Raw genomic sequence first — 16,696 nt, 5'->3', positions numbered from 1 at the left:
ACGTCTAAGAAAGCAGGAACTTCATTCGGAACCGATGAAGAGAATGCAAAGTAAAAGTACCAGTCATGACTATTCATGACTGGTACAAAGTAAGAACCTATTAACCAAGAAGATCAGCCTCAAACGGGAAGTTTGTTAGATTTTCATAGCCGTCTTCAGTAATAATTATCTGATCTTCAAGCTTCACCCCCTCTCCTCCGCCGACAGCTCCAACATAAGCCTCAACACAGAGTGCCATACCTGGTTCAAGCACACCGTCATACCCATGACCATCTATGTCTTCCGGATAGCGAATTGATGGATACTCGTCACAAAGCCCTACACCGTGCATCATTACACCATAGCGAAGGTCTCGATACTCTGGAGGCAAGCGTAAACCAGCTTCTGTTACTTCACGGAAACTCATACCCGGCTTTAATATCTGCATATTATGCTGAATGTGTTCATAGGCAACCTGATAAAGGTGTTTTTGCTGATCTGTAGGCTTAGCGTCACCGATCATCCAGGTACGGGATAAATCTGCACAGATACCATAAGGACCAATCAGATCAGTATCAAAAGCCAACAACTCCCCCCTCTGTACAACCCGCGGCCCACATTCCTGAAACCACGGATTTGTACGTGGTCCGGACGCTAACAACCGACACTCAATCCATTCACCGCCACGACGAATATTCTCAGCATGTAATACCGACCAGATATCATTTTCAGTTACCCCCGGGATCGTTGCTTCTTTCATCAGCTGCATTGAAATTTCGGTAGACGCAATTGAACACCGCATGGCATCAACTTCATCTTCACCTTTAATTACTCTGGCATGCTCCATCAGCGCCTGACCGTCACTGATATCTATGCCACATTTATCCAGCTCCCGCAGCCCGGCTATTTCAATTTTATCGACCGCTAAACGCCGGTTATCACCACCATGCTCTCGCAACAGAGAATCAATTTCTTTTGCAAAATGCGCTGCGTGCTCTTGTGTACGATCACCTGTTTCAAAATAAAAGAAAGATGCTCCGCCGCGAATTTCTTTTACCAGAGGTAAATGCGCAGACAGATGTTCGCAGTTATGAAAATCCCATAGGATCATATGACCGCTGGCGGCAACGAAACAGGCTCTGGCATGATTATGAGTAATCCACAGTTGCATATTCGTCGTATCAGTCGCATAACGAATATTCAGAGGATCAAACAGCAACACACCAGCCAAATCCTTTTCATTCAATGCTTCGACTATTCGCTGTAAACGAAACTCACGCATTCGATCCAGATTTGGCGCCCTCAGACCCAGCGCTTCCCATTCATTAAAAGCCAGATCTGTCGGCCCAATTTCTACCCGGTTATTTTCGTTTGGCGAGCCGTCTGGCTTTAATACGCCAGCACGACGACGTGTCGGATCAATTTTGCGGTTCGATGAACTGAATACAAAATCTGTCATTGGATTTCCTCACCTATAAAGCAAACCGCAGAAGCAAAGCTTGTGCAGGTTATCTATTTTATTGTTATTAATTTTGAAAACTGCCATCAGGCTAGATATCTTTCACCAGGCGCAGCGCGTCATAAATCGCTGCATGCGTGTTACGTGAAGCAACTGCATCACCAATTCTGAATAACTGAAACTCACCTTCAGAATTATTTACTTTCGTTTGGGGCGTACCGACGATTAAATCTTGGTAGACCACCTCCCCAGTATTTTTCGAAGCAGCTTTAAGATCAAAATAAATATCATCTAACGGACGGGTACCATGATTAATCACAATCTGATCAACATGACGGTACTTTTCTACGCCGCCATAATCACTGCCAACGCGCGCCACTAGTTCTCCACCTTCCTGGCTCACACTTTCCAGACGGAAAGTTACAGTGAATGTCACATCTTTCTGCTGCATCGCACGCATGTAAGGCACCAGATTCATCGCCATAACTTCAGGGGCAAATGCTCGATCAGGCGTCATAACCTCAAGTTCCGCGCCGCTATCAGCAATCACCTCTGCCGCCTGCATTGCCGCATGATCTCCTGCGTCATCAAATAGCAGAACACGGCCTTGCGGTTTCACATCACCGGACAAAATATCCCAGGCAGAAACCACCAAGTCATTACCCGATTCCAAAACCTCAGTATGTGGATAACCTCCGGTTGCAATGATCACCGCATCCGGTTGCAAAGCAGTAATGTCTAAAGCTTCAGCCCAGGTATTAAATCTAAACTCTACCCCTAACCTTTCACATTCAGCCATACGCCACTCGATGATCGAAATCATTTCCTGCCGCCGTGGACTTTGCGCAGTAAGTAGTAGCTGACCGCCCGCTTGCGGAGCAGCCTCAAACACAACGACTTCATGTCCCCGCTCACCTGCAACCCTGGCCGCTTCCATACCCGCAGGCCCAGCACCAACAATTACCACTTTTTTCTTTACACTGGCCTTAGGAATATCGTGCGGCATTGTCAACTCACGGCCTGTCGCTGCATTGTGGATACAAAAAGCATCACCAGCCTGATAAATACGATCCAGACAGTAAGTTGCACCTACACACGGGCGTATCTGCTCTTCCCGCCCTTCAATAATCTTGCGCACAATATGAGGGTCAGCCAGGTGAGCACGTGTCATGCCAACCATATCTAATTTACCTTCAGCAATTGCATGCCTGGCAGTTGCAACATCAGGTATTTTTGCCGCGTGGAATACCGGTATATCAACAGAAGAACGGAATTCACCCGCAAAATCTAAATGCGGTGAATTGCGCATCCCCATGACAGGAATAACATCCGTTAACCCGGGATCAGTATCTATATGCCCCCGAATCACATTAAGAAAATCAATATAACCTGAAGCCTTCAACAGCTTGGCAATTTCAACACCTTCATTGAAATCGAAACCACCTTTTTGTGCCTGATCTGCCGTAAAGCGCACACCTACGATAAACTCAGTGCCAACCCGGTCACGGATCGCTTCAAGCACGTCCAGTGTGAAACGAACCCTGTTCTGTAAGTTGCCGCCATAAGGGCCATCGAGTGTATTTGTCAGAGGTGACCAGAACTGATCATGCAAATGTCCGTAGGCTTCAATTTCGATGCCATCCATACCTGCCGCCTGCATTCGTTCAGCGGCATCAGCAAAGTCTTTTATAATGCGGGCAATATCCCAGTCTTCCATTTGCTTGGGAAATGCCCGGTGCGAAGCCTCACGCTCATGAGAAGGCGACACAACCGGTAACCAGTCTCCTTTTGACCAACCGGTTCGCCGCCCCAGATGCGTCAACTGAATCATCACAGCAGCACCATGTTCATGACACTCATCTACCAGATCTTTCAGATAAGGCACCACTTCGTCTTTATAGGCGAGGATATTATTGAAAACCGGTGGGCTATCCTTAGACACAGTGGCGGAACCAGCTGTCATAGTTAGCGCTACGCCAGCTTTAGCACGTTCAACATGATAAGCCCGGTAACGATCTTTAGGCATACCTGCTTCCGGGTAAGCCGGCTCATGGGCAGTGGTGATAATACGGTTACGTAATGTGAGATGTTTCAGCTGAAACGGTTGGAGCAAGGGATCTTTATGACTCATATCAGAATGCCTGGTATAGGTAATCCCGGTCAGATATCACCTCATTAACCGGCATTACTTTATTGTTGTTATATTTGCTCTTATATCGCTGCTCATTGTGGCAGCAGAACAAAGATCCCAGCCAATGATATTTTTTTCAAATCGACATAAATTTATTTTATATCCTCCGCAATAGAATATTGCTAATAAGGATTGTCTCGCGGCTCACCCCTTTGACATTTTTTACACGCCAGCGGAAACCCAATAAATTGATCTCTCCCGGTAACCGTCAGCACCCACGGACGGTTGGTCCATGGTGGATTATGCCGCACATGCTGATTATGGCCACAGATTAACTCTGCAACCCAGTCCTGTTCGTTATCAGTATGAAACGCAATGATTGGTTGCTGCATAAACCTCTCTGCTGAGCATAAAGCTTACTTATATCAAAAACCGACTTAGCCTATGTCGTAATCAGTGCATTATATTGACACTCTAATTGCTCCACAGTCGGTAGCTCAGCATCACCAGATGCTACAAGCGCCTGCCCCAGTACCTGATCACGGCAAAACATCAACACTAATGCAGGTATAACATTCTCAGCCCCCTGCAACTCTGCAACGCAATCATCATAAAGCTGCTGATCGAATGCCAGAATTTGCAGCCGTGTAGCTTCGTCCAATTTATATTGCTCTCCACACAAAATACGGTACATCATCAGATATTCCTGCTGTGCTGTCAGACGAATGTATGTATTGAAAACAGCTTTCACTGGATCTTCAGCACTCTTCAAAATCTCGGTTCTTGCCGTTTCCAACTCATCGATTAACTGTGTCAGTAATGCCTGTAGCAATGCCTGCTTGGTAGGAAAGTTGTTATATACCGTGGGCTTAGAAACTCCCGCCTGCTGAACAACCAGATCAATTGAGGTTCCCTGATAACCATTTTCAGCGAATACCCAGCGGGCAGTATCCAGTAACTGTTGCTTTTTGGATGGACGACCTCGGGCCATAAAAACTCCACGTATTAATCACATTTCTGCCAGCTAACTGATCCGCAAGACAAACAATAAACGTAATCTGACTGTTGACGGACGTAAAAATATTTATTATTTTTACTATACCGTTTAGTTAAATAAATAATTTTCAATATACCGCAGCTTACCATTCTTCGGTATATGACCACTTAAGAGCGACAAGATGATGAATCAGGACGGGCAATTCGGTCAATACGGGGGGAGCTATATTCCCGAGATTCTTTTTAACAGCCAGCAGGAACTGCTCAAAGCATACCGGGACGCTATGTCCGACCCGAGCTTCATCAGTGAAGTGAAAGATCAGCTACAGCACTACTCTGGCCGACCAACACCACTGACATACTGCAACCGGCTTTCTGCTGCTATTGGTGGCGCACAGATTTACCTTAAACGCGAAGATTTGAATCACAGCGGCGCCCATAAAATGAATAACGTAATTGGCCAGGGGCTGCTGGCTAAGCGCATGGGCAAACGCCGGGTGATTGCAGAGACTGGTGCCGGTCAACATGGTATCGCCAGCGCACTGGTATCCGCCCGCTTAGGGCTGGACTGCACAATTTACATGGGTGCTCATGACATTGAACGCCAATACCCAAATGTTTTCTGGATGAAACAGCTTGGCGCTACCGTAATACCGGTTGAAGAAGGCTCTGCAACCCTGAAAGATGCGCTTGATGAAGCTTTACGGGACTGGTCCAGTAACTATGCCGATACTTACTACCTGATTGGCACCAGCTGCGGCTGCGCACCTTATCCGGAAATGGTCAGCGGCTTTCAGTCAGTCATTGGGGAAGAGGTAAAAGAACAGGCACAACAACAATTCGGCTCAGCGCCCGATAAAATTTATGCCTGTGTCGGCGGCGGCAGTAATGCCTGCGGCATATTCTTACCATTCCTGAACGATGACGTTGAACTGGTCGGTGTTGAAGCTGGCGGAAGAAGTGATTCTCCGGGAGATCATGCTATGCGCTTTAATACAGACCAGGCACGTTTCGGAATCGCCCAGGGGTTTGCAACAAAATTCCTGCAGGACGAACAGGGCCAGTTACAGCCAACCCATTCCATATCAGCCGGACTGGACTATGTTGGCGTATCCCCAATTCTGGCAAACCTGGAAGAACAGGGCAAAGTGCGCATGACACAAGCGCGTGACACCGAAGTGCTGCAGGCCTTCCAACAACTGGCAAGCAATGAAGGCATTATCGCAGCTTTAGAATCATCCCATGCCATCGCTGCCGGGTTACGTGAAGCAGCAGATATGGACCCATCACAAAAGATTGTGATTAACGTATCCGGCCGTGGTGATAAAGACATTTTCAACATTGCTAAAGCTCTGCGAGACGAACCGTTCAACGACTTTATTCAATCTTATCTGGCTCAGGAGAACAGCTGATGAGCGATCTGACCCAATATATTCGTCAGCAGCGAAGCACCAAATCATTGTTACTGATGACCCATGTGATTTATGGCTACCCAACCATCAACGACAGCCTCGCAATGATGCGGCTATTGCTAGATCAGGGTGTTGAGATTCTGGAAGTACAGTTTCCATTCTCCGACCCGGTTGCCGATGGCCCAGCCATCACACACGCCTGTCATCAGGCACTGGCCGACAAACCACAGTTGGAAAAATGTATCAGCGACATCAGTAAACTGGCCTCTGAATATCCACAAAGCCGGGTATTACTGATGAGCTATCTGAACCCTGTTATGCAATCGGGCCCGCCCAAGCTGGCAACACTGATGCAGAAAGGTATCAGTGGTATTATCGTGCCAGACATAGCAGTAGAACAACAACAGCTGATTAGCCCACTGACCGATGCAGGCATTGAACCTATCTGGATTATCACTCCGGATACTCAGCCTGACAGACTTAACACTATCTGCAAGCAAGCCAGCGGCATGCTTTATTGTGTTAGCCGTGCAGGTGTAACCGGAGAGTCCACTGATAAAAATCAGGCGCTGGGTAAATACTTAAACCGTATTGGCCAACATACTGAACTGCCACTTGGTGTCGGTTTTGGAATTTCAACAGCGGAAGATATTCAAGCACTACTCGGTCACGCTGATATCGCGATTATCGGCTCAGCTTTTCTTAACGCATATAACCAGAACGGGCTTAAAGGGGTTCACACCAAACTGGCAGAACTGAAACAGGCCATTACATAAACTCTATATAAATAACCTTCTTTATTAATGCATCCATGAACACGTGATGACTCGTCATCACGTGTCGATTAAAGACCCTTCATTTTCAAACCCGCTAATAAAAAATCCTGCAGCTGCATTCAGGCAGTATCATCTATGCTCCCGACGCCTCTTTTTCGTTACTGATTCGTATAAAGTTGTAAAACCTTGTAAATGAAATGTAAACAGCTCTTGCCTGAGCTAAGCTTCAGGCACTAGGGTTTACATAAAATAACAACAATTCCGGCCATAATGAGCCGTCATACTGAAGTAATATATGAACTCAGACGCCCGTATTCTTGTCGTCGATGACGAACCTGTCACCCGTCAATGCCTGACCAGCTACTTTGAAACTGAAGGTTATCAGGTCTTTGAAGCAGAAACTGCTGAGCAAGCGGAAACTATCCTCAGTGATCAAACCATTGATGTCGTATTACTGGATATACGCCTACCCGGAAAAGATGGTCTGACCCTCACCCGTGAACTGCGGGTACATACTGAAGTAGGTATTATCCTGGTCACTGGCCGGCAAGATGAAGTTGACCGCATTATCGGTCTCGAATGCGGTGCGGATGAATATGTCACTAAGCCTTTTAATCCCCGGGAAATTTTGGCCCGCACCAAAAACCTGATTCGTCGGGTACGTCATTGTACAGAAGCAAAACCCACCGATGCCCTACCCAACAGTTTCAAAACGTTTGAACGCTGGAAACTCAATCTTGACCGCCGGCAACTTGTCGATGATCAACAGCAGACTACCCAACTCACTGAAGGCGAATTCCAGTTACTTAACACACTGATGAATCACGCGGGCCAGATCATGAGCCGCGAACAGATTCTTGAACAAATTCGTAACAGAGAATGGGTGCCAAGTGATCGTACCGTTGATGTCCTCATTGGCCGTTTACGACGTAAACTGGGCGATGATCCCGCGCAGCCAAAAACCATTCTCACGGTTCATGGAGCCGGTTACCTGTTCACCCCAAAACCAGCTGAATTATCGTGAAGCGCTTTCTTGCCAGCCTTGCTCTCACAACTCTGCTACTGACAACCACCAGCCAGGCAGAAACACCAAAACAAGTACTCACTGCGTGCGGACATCCCTTTTATCCACCGGTTTCATGGGTGAGCGAAGGCAAGCTAAAAGGCCTTGCTCCGCAACTTACCCAGCAACTATTTACTGAGCTTGGTTATGATGTACAGCTGATCGCAGATACCAATTGGAAACGTTGTTTACTTGAAGCCAAACTCGGCAACATTGATATTGTGGTCGCCGCCTACCGCATAGCAAGTCGGGAAAGCTATCTGGCATTCAGTGACCAGTATATTATTGCGGACGAAGTACGTTTATTCGTCAATCGTGATGCCCAGCCTGACATATCGGGGCTAAAAGACTTGCCAGGGAAAACTGTTGGTCTATTACTGGGAGACAGTTTTGGCGATCGCTTTGATGCCTTTTTACAAACCAACAGCCACATCGAATATGTGTCCCGCAACCACCAGAACTTCACCAAACTGGCCAACCAGCGTATCGATTACATGCCGATCGGCTGGCGCAGCGGTATGCTGCAAACACGTAAACTTGGGTTTGAAAACAGCATCATGCCGTTACGTGAAAAAATCGCCAGCGAATACTATTATCTGGCGCTAAGTAAAGCTGGCAAGCTGAGCCAGCATCTTCCTTATATTAATCAGCGTTTAAAAAAACTGCATGACAACAACAACATTCGCAACATGATTCGCAGTAACAGTCTCGAATACCTGCACAACCCACTCTGACGGATATCTATATGCGCACGCTGCCAACACTGATCCGACAATTACTTCGCTACCCAAAAGAACACCCTCTGGGTTATCGAATCATGCAATACGTCAGCGCCTGCAGTTTTGTGTTCATCATCCTGTCTACTGCCGTTCAGCTTACACTGGATTATCAACGGGAATTCCGGGTGCTTGATCAGCAACTGGAAGTGATTCGTGACAGCTACCTGGCCAGCCTGGCTAAAAGCCTCTGGGATATAGATCAGGCACAGATCGAGCTGCAACTTCAGGGCATTGAAAACCTGCCTGATATCAGCCACGTTGAACTGCGTGCACCAACAAACACAGCAGATGCTAATGCTTCTGTCAGTAAACACATGCAGATATTTTCGCTTATCCACACCACCGCCAATGGTCAGCAGCGGAACCTGGGACAACTGGATGTACAGATTGATGCTCAGGGACTCTACAATCGCATCTATGCCAAAGGCTTCACTATCCTGCTAAACCAAACATTACTGGTTGCTCTCATCGTGCTGGTGATTCTGATTATCTTTAACCGGCAGATTACCCGCCACCTTGAAGCCATGGCCAATTACAGCCGGGATATAGGCGCCGGACAAATGGAAAACAGTCTGACGCTTAATCGCCGCCGGCCGGAACACCGGGATGAACTCGATCAGTTAGTAAGTGCGCTGAATGATATGCACCAGGCCATACAACAGGACAGAAAACGCCGGGACCAGGAACAACAAGAACTGCGTTATAACCGTGACCAATTACAAACTATGGTTGAGCAGCGTACCGAAAGTCTGCGCAGGGCAAAAGAAATCGCTGAAGATGCGAATGCTGCAAAAACACGCTTTCTGGCCACTATCAGTCATGAAATACGCACCCCTATGAATGGCATGCTGGGTATGATTCAGTTACTGGAAAGCACCTCGCTGGATAACAGCCAACACAAACAGGTTCAGGTGCTACATGATGCCACCGACGCCCTTCTCGAAACCTTTAACCAAGTACTGGAATACGGCCGGCTGGTAGAAGGCGCCCATCAGGTTGTTCAAAAGCCTTTTGAACTGCAACCTATGCTCGAAAATCTGATTAGCCTATTTGAGCCTGGCGCCCAGGATAAAGGCCTGAACATTCAACTCAGCTATCCTGAAGACTTAGCACCCGCATATTTCGCAGCACACAGTAGCCTGAGGCAAATTCTGAATAACCTGCTCGCCAACGCAATTAAATTCACACACTATGGCCAGATAAATTTAACGGTCACTCAACTGGCCAGCACAACAGAAAGCCACATTCTACGATTCAGTATCCGGGATACAGGTGTTGGCATACCTCAACAACTGCAAGAAAAGATCTTTGAACGCTTCACCCAGGCGGATGAAAGCATCACCCGCCGCTTCGGCGGTACCGGCCTTGGTCTGGCAATATGTAAAGAACTGGCCATACAACTGCGTGCAGATATTGGTTTGCAAAGTGAAGCAGGCAAAGGCAGCTGCTTCTGGCTGGAATTGGAACTACCTGTTACAACAGAACCTCACATCAACACCATGACAGTGAACGCCGATGATAATGCCGTTATTTTTCAGCACACCGAAAAACACTCTCAAATGGATATTTTATTGGTCGAAGACGTTCAGATTAATCAGGACGTTGTCATCGGTTTATTAGCACCGTATAACCATCAAATAAGTATCGCCAGTGACGGCGAACAAGCTCTCAGCCTCTGCCAAAAGCAATGTTTTGATCTGATTCTGATGGACATGCACCTGCCCGGCCGCAGCGGATTAGAGATCAGCCAACTGATTCGCCACCATCCTGAATACAAAAACCAGCTTACCCGTATTATCGCTTTGACAGCCAGCGTCAGACAGGAAGACCTGCAAACTTATAAAGCGGTAGGCATAAACTGCGTCGTCGCTAAACCTGTGAACAGAGAGCAGCTTATCAGCGCAATAACACAACCATCATCCACTGATATCTCAAGTACGCCATTGACAGATAATATTTCCGTCATTGGCGAAGTGCTTACCAACAATACAACTCTGCCTGTTATAGACCAGAGCGTTATCCGAATGCATCAGGAGATGCTGGGAACAGATAAAGTAAAGGCACTCATGCACGGGTTCATCAACAGCTGTAACGAGCTCTGGCCAGCCATTCAACAGAGTCTTGAAAATAATAACCTGGCTCTGGCAGAACAAGATATCCATAAACTCGCCGGAGCCTGTGAAACACTAGGATTTAAATCTACAGGCGCTCTACTCAGAAAGATCGAACAACAACTCATAGCGTTGCCACATCCAACACAATCTTTCAACACAGCAGAATGCCTGCAACAACTGCAAATCAGCATTGAACAAAGCCAGCACGTGGCAGCAAACTGGCAACCGCTCTGAATAAACCTAAACCAGGGCTATACCCTGCCGGTATTTTCGGTCTACACTGAGCCGCTAAACCCGGCAACAGGACCCGATCAATGGAAGAGCTTCTTGTCAGATACCTGCATTTTACAGGCCTGATTATTCTCGCTGCAGCCCTTGTCAGCCAGCACCTTTTGCTACGTAAAACTATGACCCCTGTGGCCATACGTAAAATCGCGATTATCGACGGTATTTATGGTGCAGGAGCAATGCTCATGCTGGTAAGTGGCTTACTTCTCTGGTTCATCGTCGGCAAACCCGACGCCTTTTATTCAGGCAACTTTATATTTCATATCAAACTATTTCTGTTCGCAGTTATCGCCATACTTTCAACAATTCCCACCTGGTTTTATCTGCGTAACCGCCGCGCCAACACCAGTCGGATCAATGTGCCACGCTACATTATCAGAATCATTCGTACCGAATTACTGTTACTTCTGTTAATGCCACTGCTCGCTGTAACAATGGCCAGAGGCATTGGTGCAACATCCTGATTACAGAGAAATAATGTGGTCGACATACCGTTACAATGCCGCTGCGGAAAAGTAACAGGCATTGCTAAAAACACATCGCCTTCCAATGGCAACCGCCTGGTATGTTACTGCAAAGATTGCCAGGCTTTCGCTCAGATACTTCACCACAAACATTGTACTCAAGATAGCACTGACGATTCTTCTGCTAACCGGGAACAAGCTTCAGATAACTTTGTTCTGGATACCGATGGGGGTACTGAAGTATTTCAAATGCCACCCTCCCGACTTCATATATCCAAAGGCCACGAACATATTGCCTGCCTGAGACTTACACCAAAAGGCACTTATCGCTGGTATACGCAGTGTTGCCATACACCTATTGGCAATACGCTAACCGCTGGTGTGCCCTTTATTGGCCTGATACATAGTTTCATATCACTGACAGATAAAGAACGACAGCAATCACTTGGCATAATTCGGGGCTATATTCAGGCCAGAGATATTTACAACGAGAGCACAGGCAGCGAAGATACAACCACGAAAAAACATCCCGGCATGCCTTTGTTAATTGGTTTACGAACTATCACCTGCTTAGCGCTTTGGAAACTAAAGAGGCTTGAACGCCCTAATCCCTTATTTAGCAGTGAAGGTCTGCCGCTGGCAAAACCAGAAATCATTTCATCTAAAACTCAACGCTGAAATCGTGCAATAAAAAACCCCGATGCCGAAGCGACCGGGGTTTTGAGCCGTAACTGTATACTCAGCGCCCCATAAATAATTCAGGCAAGAACAAAGAAACCTGTGGTATATAAGTTGTGATAATCAGCGTTGGTATCCATGCAAACGCAATCATAATCAGCGTGGGTTTCAGCATCGCACTGACACGGACATTGGTTACACGTGAACCCAGATATAACAACGGTGCCGTAGGCGGTGTAATATTTCCCATCCCCAGATTTACGCCGACTATCGCCGCAAACTGAATAGGATCAACCCCCAGCTCTACCACAATCGGAAACAGCAATGGTGAAGCCAGTAAAACGCCGCTAACATCATCCATCAGCATCCCTATCAGGATCATCACTACATTGATCATGATCAGGACCACTATTGGATTTTCTGATACAGAAAAAATTAACTCCTGAGCCAGGCCTGGAATATCTTCAAAAATAAGTAGGCGACTAACAATCATCACCATAAAGAACATAACCATTACCACACCGGTAGTCGTCGCAGACTGCACCAATGCTTCTTTGAAATTCGCCTTGTTAAGCCCCTTATAGATAAAGAAACCCACCGGAATCGCATAAACCACAGCAATACCTGCCGCTTCTGTCGGGGTCATAATCCCCCCGTAGATACCGCCCAATATCATAAATGGCATCAGCAGTGCCGGTAAGGCAAAACGGCTTTTACGTGTTACTTCACCCACGAAATCATCGCTGGGCGGCAGAGTTTTAATATCTTTATGTTTACGCAACATGAAGTAGTTCACGATGCATAGCAGAGTCACCAGAATCAGCCCAGGTACTATAGTTGCCAGAAAGCACTTCAGCACCGACTGCCTGGTTACCCATGCATAGATAATCTGAATAGCACTCGGCGGAATCAGTAACCCCAAAGGCGCGGCGTTAGTGATCAGTGCCGCAGATAAGCCTTCCGGATAATTGGCTTTGCGTAGCTGTGGCATCATAATGCTGCCAATGCAGGTCAACGTTGCAGTAGCACTTCCGGCGATCGAGCCGAAAACAGCACTGGCACCAACTGCCGTATAAGCAATACCACCTTTGAAACGACCAACAAACAGCTCAGCAAGCTCAACCAGAGGCTGGGCAATTTTGCCCCGCTCCATAATCGTACCCGCCATAATGAACAAAGGAATGGCCAGTAATACCAGCACATTCATACGCCAGTGACCGGAAGTTAAAAAGCCTGCCGGATCATGATCTCCGGTAAGCGACATGTAGATCAGTGCCAGGCCAAAGGCGAACGGTACAGGAATACCGATCAGCAATGCGACACAGATCACTAATAGTGTCAGAAGAATTAACATAGAGCCTGCCTGTTCAGATGTGTGGTGGCGTTTCGTTGTCTTCCCAAACCTCACTTGGTCCGGCGCGCAAACCGCTATAGAAATGCAACGCTGTATAGAAAGTCATGAAAACAAACCCCAGAAAAATACCCAGCTTTGGAATAAAAAATGGCAGTTCAAGGCCCGTTGTCCGCTGCCAGCTCGGATAGGCAACAACTTCCTCCTCAACCATCAGCCAACCCCAATAACTCAGCACCAGACCAATTAATACTTCAAGAAAAATAGTGAAGTTAACAACCAGCCATTTTTTACGTGGATCTTCCATTACGGATAATAAAAAGTCAGCTTTGACATGGGTATTTTCATAACTTCCCATCGCTCCACCAAGAAAATAAACCCAGAAGGCCAGCATCAACACCCATTCTTCATACGCAAACAGGTCGGTTTGAAACCAGTAACGCAGAATAACCACAAAGAAAAAAACAAATGCCATTACCAAACTGGCAGCAGCAAGAAAATATTGTTTTATTTGCAGTAAGAAATTAACCAGACTTCTAAGCGGGCGCGGTATATCTAAATACATAAAGCACCTGCCTTAATTAATAATTAAATTAAAAAGAAGGCTGCATATACTCAGATAAACGCAAGCCTTCTTGTTAAACTTATGAACCGTTACAGATCAGCAACGATTTTATTCAGATTATCTTTACCCAAACGATCTTCCAGCTTTGGCCAGGTTTTGCTACGAATTTCCTCAGCAATCGCACCTCGCTCAGCGTCAGTAATTGGTAAAACTTTTACGCCAAACTCTTCCAGTTTCTTCAGGTTCGCCGCATCATTCTCACGACTCCAGTCGACGAACTTTGCAGCTGCACGTGCAAACACATCAGCAACGACTTTACGCTGTTCATCGTTTAGCTTTTTCTCCCAGGTTTTCTTACTCGCATAGTAAGCATAATTTTCTACAAATGCGTTGTAAGGTACATAGTTACTGATTGCTTCTTTAAAAGTGGTATAGGTTGCTTCTGGGGTAGCACCAATCATACCGTCAACCACACCCTGCTGAATTGCCGGGAAAGCATCACCCCAGTCAATCGTTGTTGTGTTATAGCCCATATCCTGAGTAGCTAATTTAGCGGACTGAGCACTCCACACACGGATATTCTGACCTTTGGCACCGGTTGTACGGTAATTTTCTGGCTCAGAAGAAGACATAACACCAATGAAACCTTCTGCAGTAATCCCTAATAATTTAAGGTTCAGCTTATCCATACGCTGGTCGAAAAGCGTGTAAAAATTCGAGCCCGGGCTAAAGACTTTTTCCATCTCATCGTAGTTAGAAACCAGATAAGGAAGAGAATTGATTTCCAATACAGGATCTTTATGGCTGTACACAAATGAATGTACGATATCAATTGTACCGCGGGCCGCTTCACCCAGTAATTGCTCACCTGAACCCAGCTGACCAGCCGGATAAAGTTTGATTTTCAGATCAACGCCGGCACCTTCCAGCTCATCTTTGATCTGACGTAATACTTCAGACGCATACTGATCAGGCGCATGCTGACTGGCAATACGTAACGTTGTAGCTGCTTCAGCAGAAGTTGTTAAAACCGCACCCAACATCATACTGCTGGCAATCAGGGTTTTAAGGCTGGACATTTTACTCATGAGGAACTCCATAAATATTATTCTTATATATGTTCGTGGTAATAAATCACTTACATGATTAAAGCTATTTGAATAGCATGAAATTCAAATAATTAGCTTCAATTAACATGCACTTCAATTTAATAGCCTTAATACTTATACACAGAGAAAATAAATATTTCTAATCACTAAAAAACCTGCCTTACCTATGCCAAAAACAAATTTATTAACACTTTGTAAACCTTATCCATAAAAACACTAATTCACTCAATATTTGTTTATAAATCCAGATAAAATATTAATAAAAACTCACATCCATAACAGTTACGCTTAATATTATTTACAATAATTTACATTTTATTTACAAAATAACCGTCGAATATAAACATATTATTAACGCCTGACTCTAAGACCGGCTGATCAAATAACCATCGTTTTAGCTCTGGCACATGCGAAAATTACAATTTCCTCCGGAAAACTGTTATAACTGCGCCTTAACCTGTAAGAACACCGGAACCAATGAGCACAACCAAAGATACTCGCCAGTTCAGTAATCAGCTTCGCGAAACAAATCGTCGTTTTCTGCCGGGCGAAACTCATCCGGAAAAGCCATTGCATGTAGCTTTTGTTCTACTGGAACACTTTTCGATGATGGCCTTTACTGCTGCCGTTGATGCACTGGTAACAGCCAATTTAGTTCGCACCGTCCCTTTGTTTAGCTATCAGACTGTTGGCCTGGAAAGTACTCAGGTAAAAAGTGATCTGGGAATTGAAATTTCTACAGGTACTCGTTTATTTGAATTGCAAAACGACACTCAGCAACACTACGACATGCTGATTATTTGTGGCGGCTATCGTTGCAGTATTGAGATTCACACAGGTCTTAATGATTACCTTAAGTGCCTGAATAAATCACAGATTATTCTCGGCGGCCTCTGGAATGGTGCAATCGCGTTAGCTCAAGCAGGGCTAATGGACGATATTCAATGCGCTATTCACCCGGAAAATCATGCATTTATCAAAGAAAAATACCCTAAGGTAAATGTCAGCGACCAAATATTCGTCACCGACAGTAACCGCATTAGCTGTGCCGGGCCTAACAGCGCCCTGGAAATGATGCTAAAAATTATTGAACGCTTGCAAGGTAAAGACATTGTCCGGGCGATCCGGGAAATACTAAGCTGCGATCAACTGGCAGAAAACAGTAATAATCGTTTGACTCAACTATCAGACAAAACGGAATTACCAGAAAGCCTGCGAGAGCTGATTCAACTCATGAATGCCAATATTGAGGAACCCCTCAGTGTTGAAGAATTGTGTAACTTTGTAGGTGTATCCCGACGACAGGCAGAACGTTTATTTCAGAACCACCTGGAAACATCGCCAAGCAAATATTATCTGGAACTGCGTATCACCCAGGCCAGGCGTCTGTTGTTACAAACCAGTCACAGTATTACCGACATAGCTCTGGCATGCGGCTTTGTCAGTTCCAGTCACTTCAGTAATTGTTACAAAGATTATTTTGGCATTGCTCCTACATTTGCCCGAGAGCAACACCGCCAATAAAAACAGCT

15 protein-coding genes are annotated in these 16,696 nt (G+C 45.9%); 8 read left to right on the top strand and 7 right to left on the bottom strand.

Going from position 1 to position 16,696, the window contains the following annotated elements; all coding sequences use genetic code 11:
• Positions 1-100 precede the first annotated feature (100 nt).
• The 4 genes from dddP to OCU49_RS08390 form a co-directional block, all read right to left on the bottom strand.
• A complete protein-coding gene (gene dddP, locus OCU49_RS08405; RefSeq protein WP_261844532.1) occupies positions 101-1,438 on the bottom strand; it encodes a dimethylsulfonioproprionate lyase DddP in 1,338 nt (445 codons plus the stop codon).
• 91 nt (positions 1,439-1,529) lie between these two features.
• Positions 1,530-3,569: an NADH:flavin oxidoreductase gene (locus tag OCU49_RS08400; RefSeq protein ID WP_261844531.1), complete on the bottom strand. Its 2,040-nt coding sequence runs from the start codon at positions 3,567-3,569 to the stop codon at positions 1,530-1,532.
• 182 nt (positions 3,570-3,751) lie between these two features.
• Positions 3,752-3,961 carry a DUF3565 domain-containing protein gene (locus OCU49_RS08395; RefSeq protein WP_261844530.1) on the bottom strand — a complete coding sequence of 70 codons (210 nt, stop codon included), beginning with the start codon at positions 3,959-3,961 and terminating at the stop codon, positions 3,752-3,754.
• Between the two features lie 50 nt (positions 3,962-4,011).
• Entirely contained in the window at positions 4,012-4,560 is a 549-nt protein-coding gene (locus OCU49_RS08390; protein ID WP_261844529.1) for a TetR/AcrR family transcriptional regulator, read from the bottom strand.
• A 187-nt stretch (positions 4,561-4,747) separates the two neighbouring features.
• Between OCU49_RS08390 and trpB the strand changes: the two genes are divergently transcribed.
• The 7 genes from trpB to OCU49_RS08355 all read left to right on the top strand — a co-directional run bounded on the left by trpB (position 4,748) and on the right by OCU49_RS08355 (position 12,139).
• The gene (gene trpB / locus OCU49_RS08385) at positions 4,748-5,977 is read left to right on the top strand and encodes a tryptophan synthase subunit beta (protein ID WP_261844528.1); all 1,230 of its coding nucleotides are present in this window, start codon (positions 4,748-4,750) and stop codon (positions 5,975-5,977) included.
• Positions 5,977-6,753, top strand: a complete 777-nt coding sequence (trpA, locus tag OCU49_RS08380; RefSeq protein ID WP_261844527.1) for a tryptophan synthase subunit alpha — start codon at positions 5,977-5,979, stop codon at positions 6,751-6,753. The genes trpB and trpA overlap by 1 nt, the downstream gene beginning before the upstream one ends.
• Before the next feature lie 295 nt (positions 6,754-7,048).
• Entirely contained in the window at positions 7,049-7,777 is a 729-nt protein-coding gene (locus OCU49_RS08375; protein ID WP_261844526.1) for a response regulator, read from the top strand.
• Positions 7,774-8,550, top strand: coding sequence for a substrate-binding periplasmic protein (locus OCU49_RS08370; protein ID WP_261844525.1), 777 nt, complete (start codon positions 7,774-7,776; stop codon positions 8,548-8,550). Before OCU49_RS08375 ends, OCU49_RS08370 begins: the two co-directional genes overlap by 4 nt.
• Positions 8,551-8,561: 11 nt before the next feature.
• Complete coding sequence (locus tag OCU49_RS08365) at positions 8,562-10,943, top strand: ATP-binding protein (RefSeq protein ID WP_261844524.1); 2,382 nt, start codon at positions 8,562-8,564, stop codon at positions 10,941-10,943.
• A gap of 80 nt (positions 10,944-11,023) precedes the next feature.
• Entirely contained in the window at positions 11,024-11,461 is a 438-nt protein-coding gene (locus OCU49_RS08360) for a DUF2214 family protein (RefSeq protein WP_261844523.1), read from the top strand.
• A gap of 15 nt (positions 11,462-11,476) precedes the next feature.
• A complete protein-coding gene (locus tag OCU49_RS08355) occupies positions 11,477-12,139 on the top strand; it encodes a DUF6151 family protein (protein WP_261844522.1) in 663 nt (220 codons plus the stop codon).
• Positions 12,140-12,200: 61 nt separating this feature from the next.
• Here the strand turns inward: OCU49_RS08355 and OCU49_RS08350 are convergent, their stop codons facing one another.
• The 3 genes from OCU49_RS08350 to dctP all read right to left on the bottom strand — a co-directional run bounded on the left by OCU49_RS08350 (position 12,201) and on the right by dctP (position 15,143).
• Entirely contained in the window at positions 12,201-13,493 is a 1,293-nt protein-coding gene (locus tag OCU49_RS08350; RefSeq protein ID WP_261844521.1) for a TRAP transporter large permease, read from the bottom strand.
• A 13-nt stretch (positions 13,494-13,506) separates the two neighbouring features.
• Positions 13,507-14,055, bottom strand: coding sequence for a TRAP transporter small permease (locus OCU49_RS08345; RefSeq protein ID WP_261844520.1), 549 nt, complete (start codon positions 14,053-14,055; stop codon positions 13,507-13,509).
• Positions 14,056-14,144: 89 nt separating this feature from the next.
• Positions 14,145-15,143: a TRAP transporter substrate-binding protein DctP gene (dctP, locus tag OCU49_RS08340; RefSeq protein ID WP_261844519.1), complete on the bottom strand. Its 999-nt coding sequence runs from the start codon at positions 15,141-15,143 to the stop codon at positions 14,145-14,147.
• Positions 15,144-15,641: 498 nt separating this feature from the next.
• On the opposite strand from dctP, the gene OCU49_RS08335 reads away from it, so the two are divergent.
• The gene (locus OCU49_RS08335; protein WP_261844518.1) at positions 15,642-16,688 is read left to right on the top strand and encodes a GlxA family transcriptional regulator; all 1,047 of its coding nucleotides are present in this window, start codon (positions 15,642-15,644) and stop codon (positions 16,686-16,688) included.
• Positions 16,689-16,696: the final 8 nt, after the last annotated feature.

Source organism: Aliamphritea ceti (assembly GCF_024347215.1).
Taxonomy (GTDB): domain Bacteria; phylum Pseudomonadota; class Gammaproteobacteria; order Pseudomonadales; family Balneatricaceae; genus Amphritea; species Amphritea ceti.
This window is presented reverse-complemented; position numbering and strand designations above follow the sequence as displayed.

What these genes read in the sequence shown, in the direction of transcription:
- OCU49_RS08350 (WP_261844521.1), bottom strand. Translation starts at nt 13,493, where the DNA reads ATGTTAATTCTTCTGACACTATTAGTGATCTGTGTCGCATTGCTGATC.
- OCU49_RS08375 (WP_261844526.1), top strand. Translation starts at nt 7,049, where the DNA reads ATGAACTCAGACGCCCGTATTCTTGTCGTCGATGACGAACCTGTCACC.
- OCU49_RS08395 (WP_261844530.1), bottom strand. Translation starts at nt 3,961, where the DNA reads ATGCAGCAACCAATCATTGCGTTTCATACTGATAACGAACAGGACTGG.
- OCU49_RS08400 (WP_261844531.1), bottom strand. Translation starts at nt 3,569, where the DNA reads ATGAGTCATAAAGATCCCTTGCTCCAACCGTTTCAGCTGAAACATCTC.
- OCU49_RS08360 (WP_261844523.1), top strand. Translation starts at nt 11,024, where the DNA reads ATGGAAGAGCTTCTTGTCAGATACCTGCATTTTACAGGCCTGATTATT.
- OCU49_RS08345 (WP_261844520.1), bottom strand. Translation starts at nt 14,055, where the DNA reads ATGTATTTAGATATACCGCGCCCGCTTAGAAGTCTGGTTAATTTCTTA.
- trpA (WP_261844527.1), top strand. Translation starts at nt 5,977, where the DNA reads ATGAGCGATCTGACCCAATATATTCGTCAGCAGCGAAGCACCAAATCA.
- OCU49_RS08335 (WP_261844518.1), top strand. Translation starts at nt 15,642, where the DNA reads ATGAGCACAACCAAAGATACTCGCCAGTTCAGTAATCAGCTTCGCGAA.
- trpB (WP_261844528.1), top strand. Translation starts at nt 4,748, where the DNA reads ATGATGAATCAGGACGGGCAATTCGGTCAATACGGGGGGAGCTATATT.
- dddP (WP_261844532.1), bottom strand. Translation starts at nt 1,438, where the DNA reads ATGACAGATTTTGTATTCAGTTCATCGAACCGCAAAATTGATCCGACA.
- dctP (WP_261844519.1), bottom strand. Translation starts at nt 15,143, where the DNA reads ATGAGTAAAATGTCCAGCCTTAAAACCCTGATTGCCAGCAGTATGATG.
- OCU49_RS08390 (WP_261844529.1), bottom strand. Translation starts at nt 4,560, where the DNA reads ATGGCCCGAGGTCGTCCATCCAAAAAGCAACAGTTACTGGATACTGCC.
- OCU49_RS08365 (WP_261844524.1), top strand. Translation starts at nt 8,562, where the DNA reads ATGCGCACGCTGCCAACACTGATCCGACAATTACTTCGCTACCCAAAA.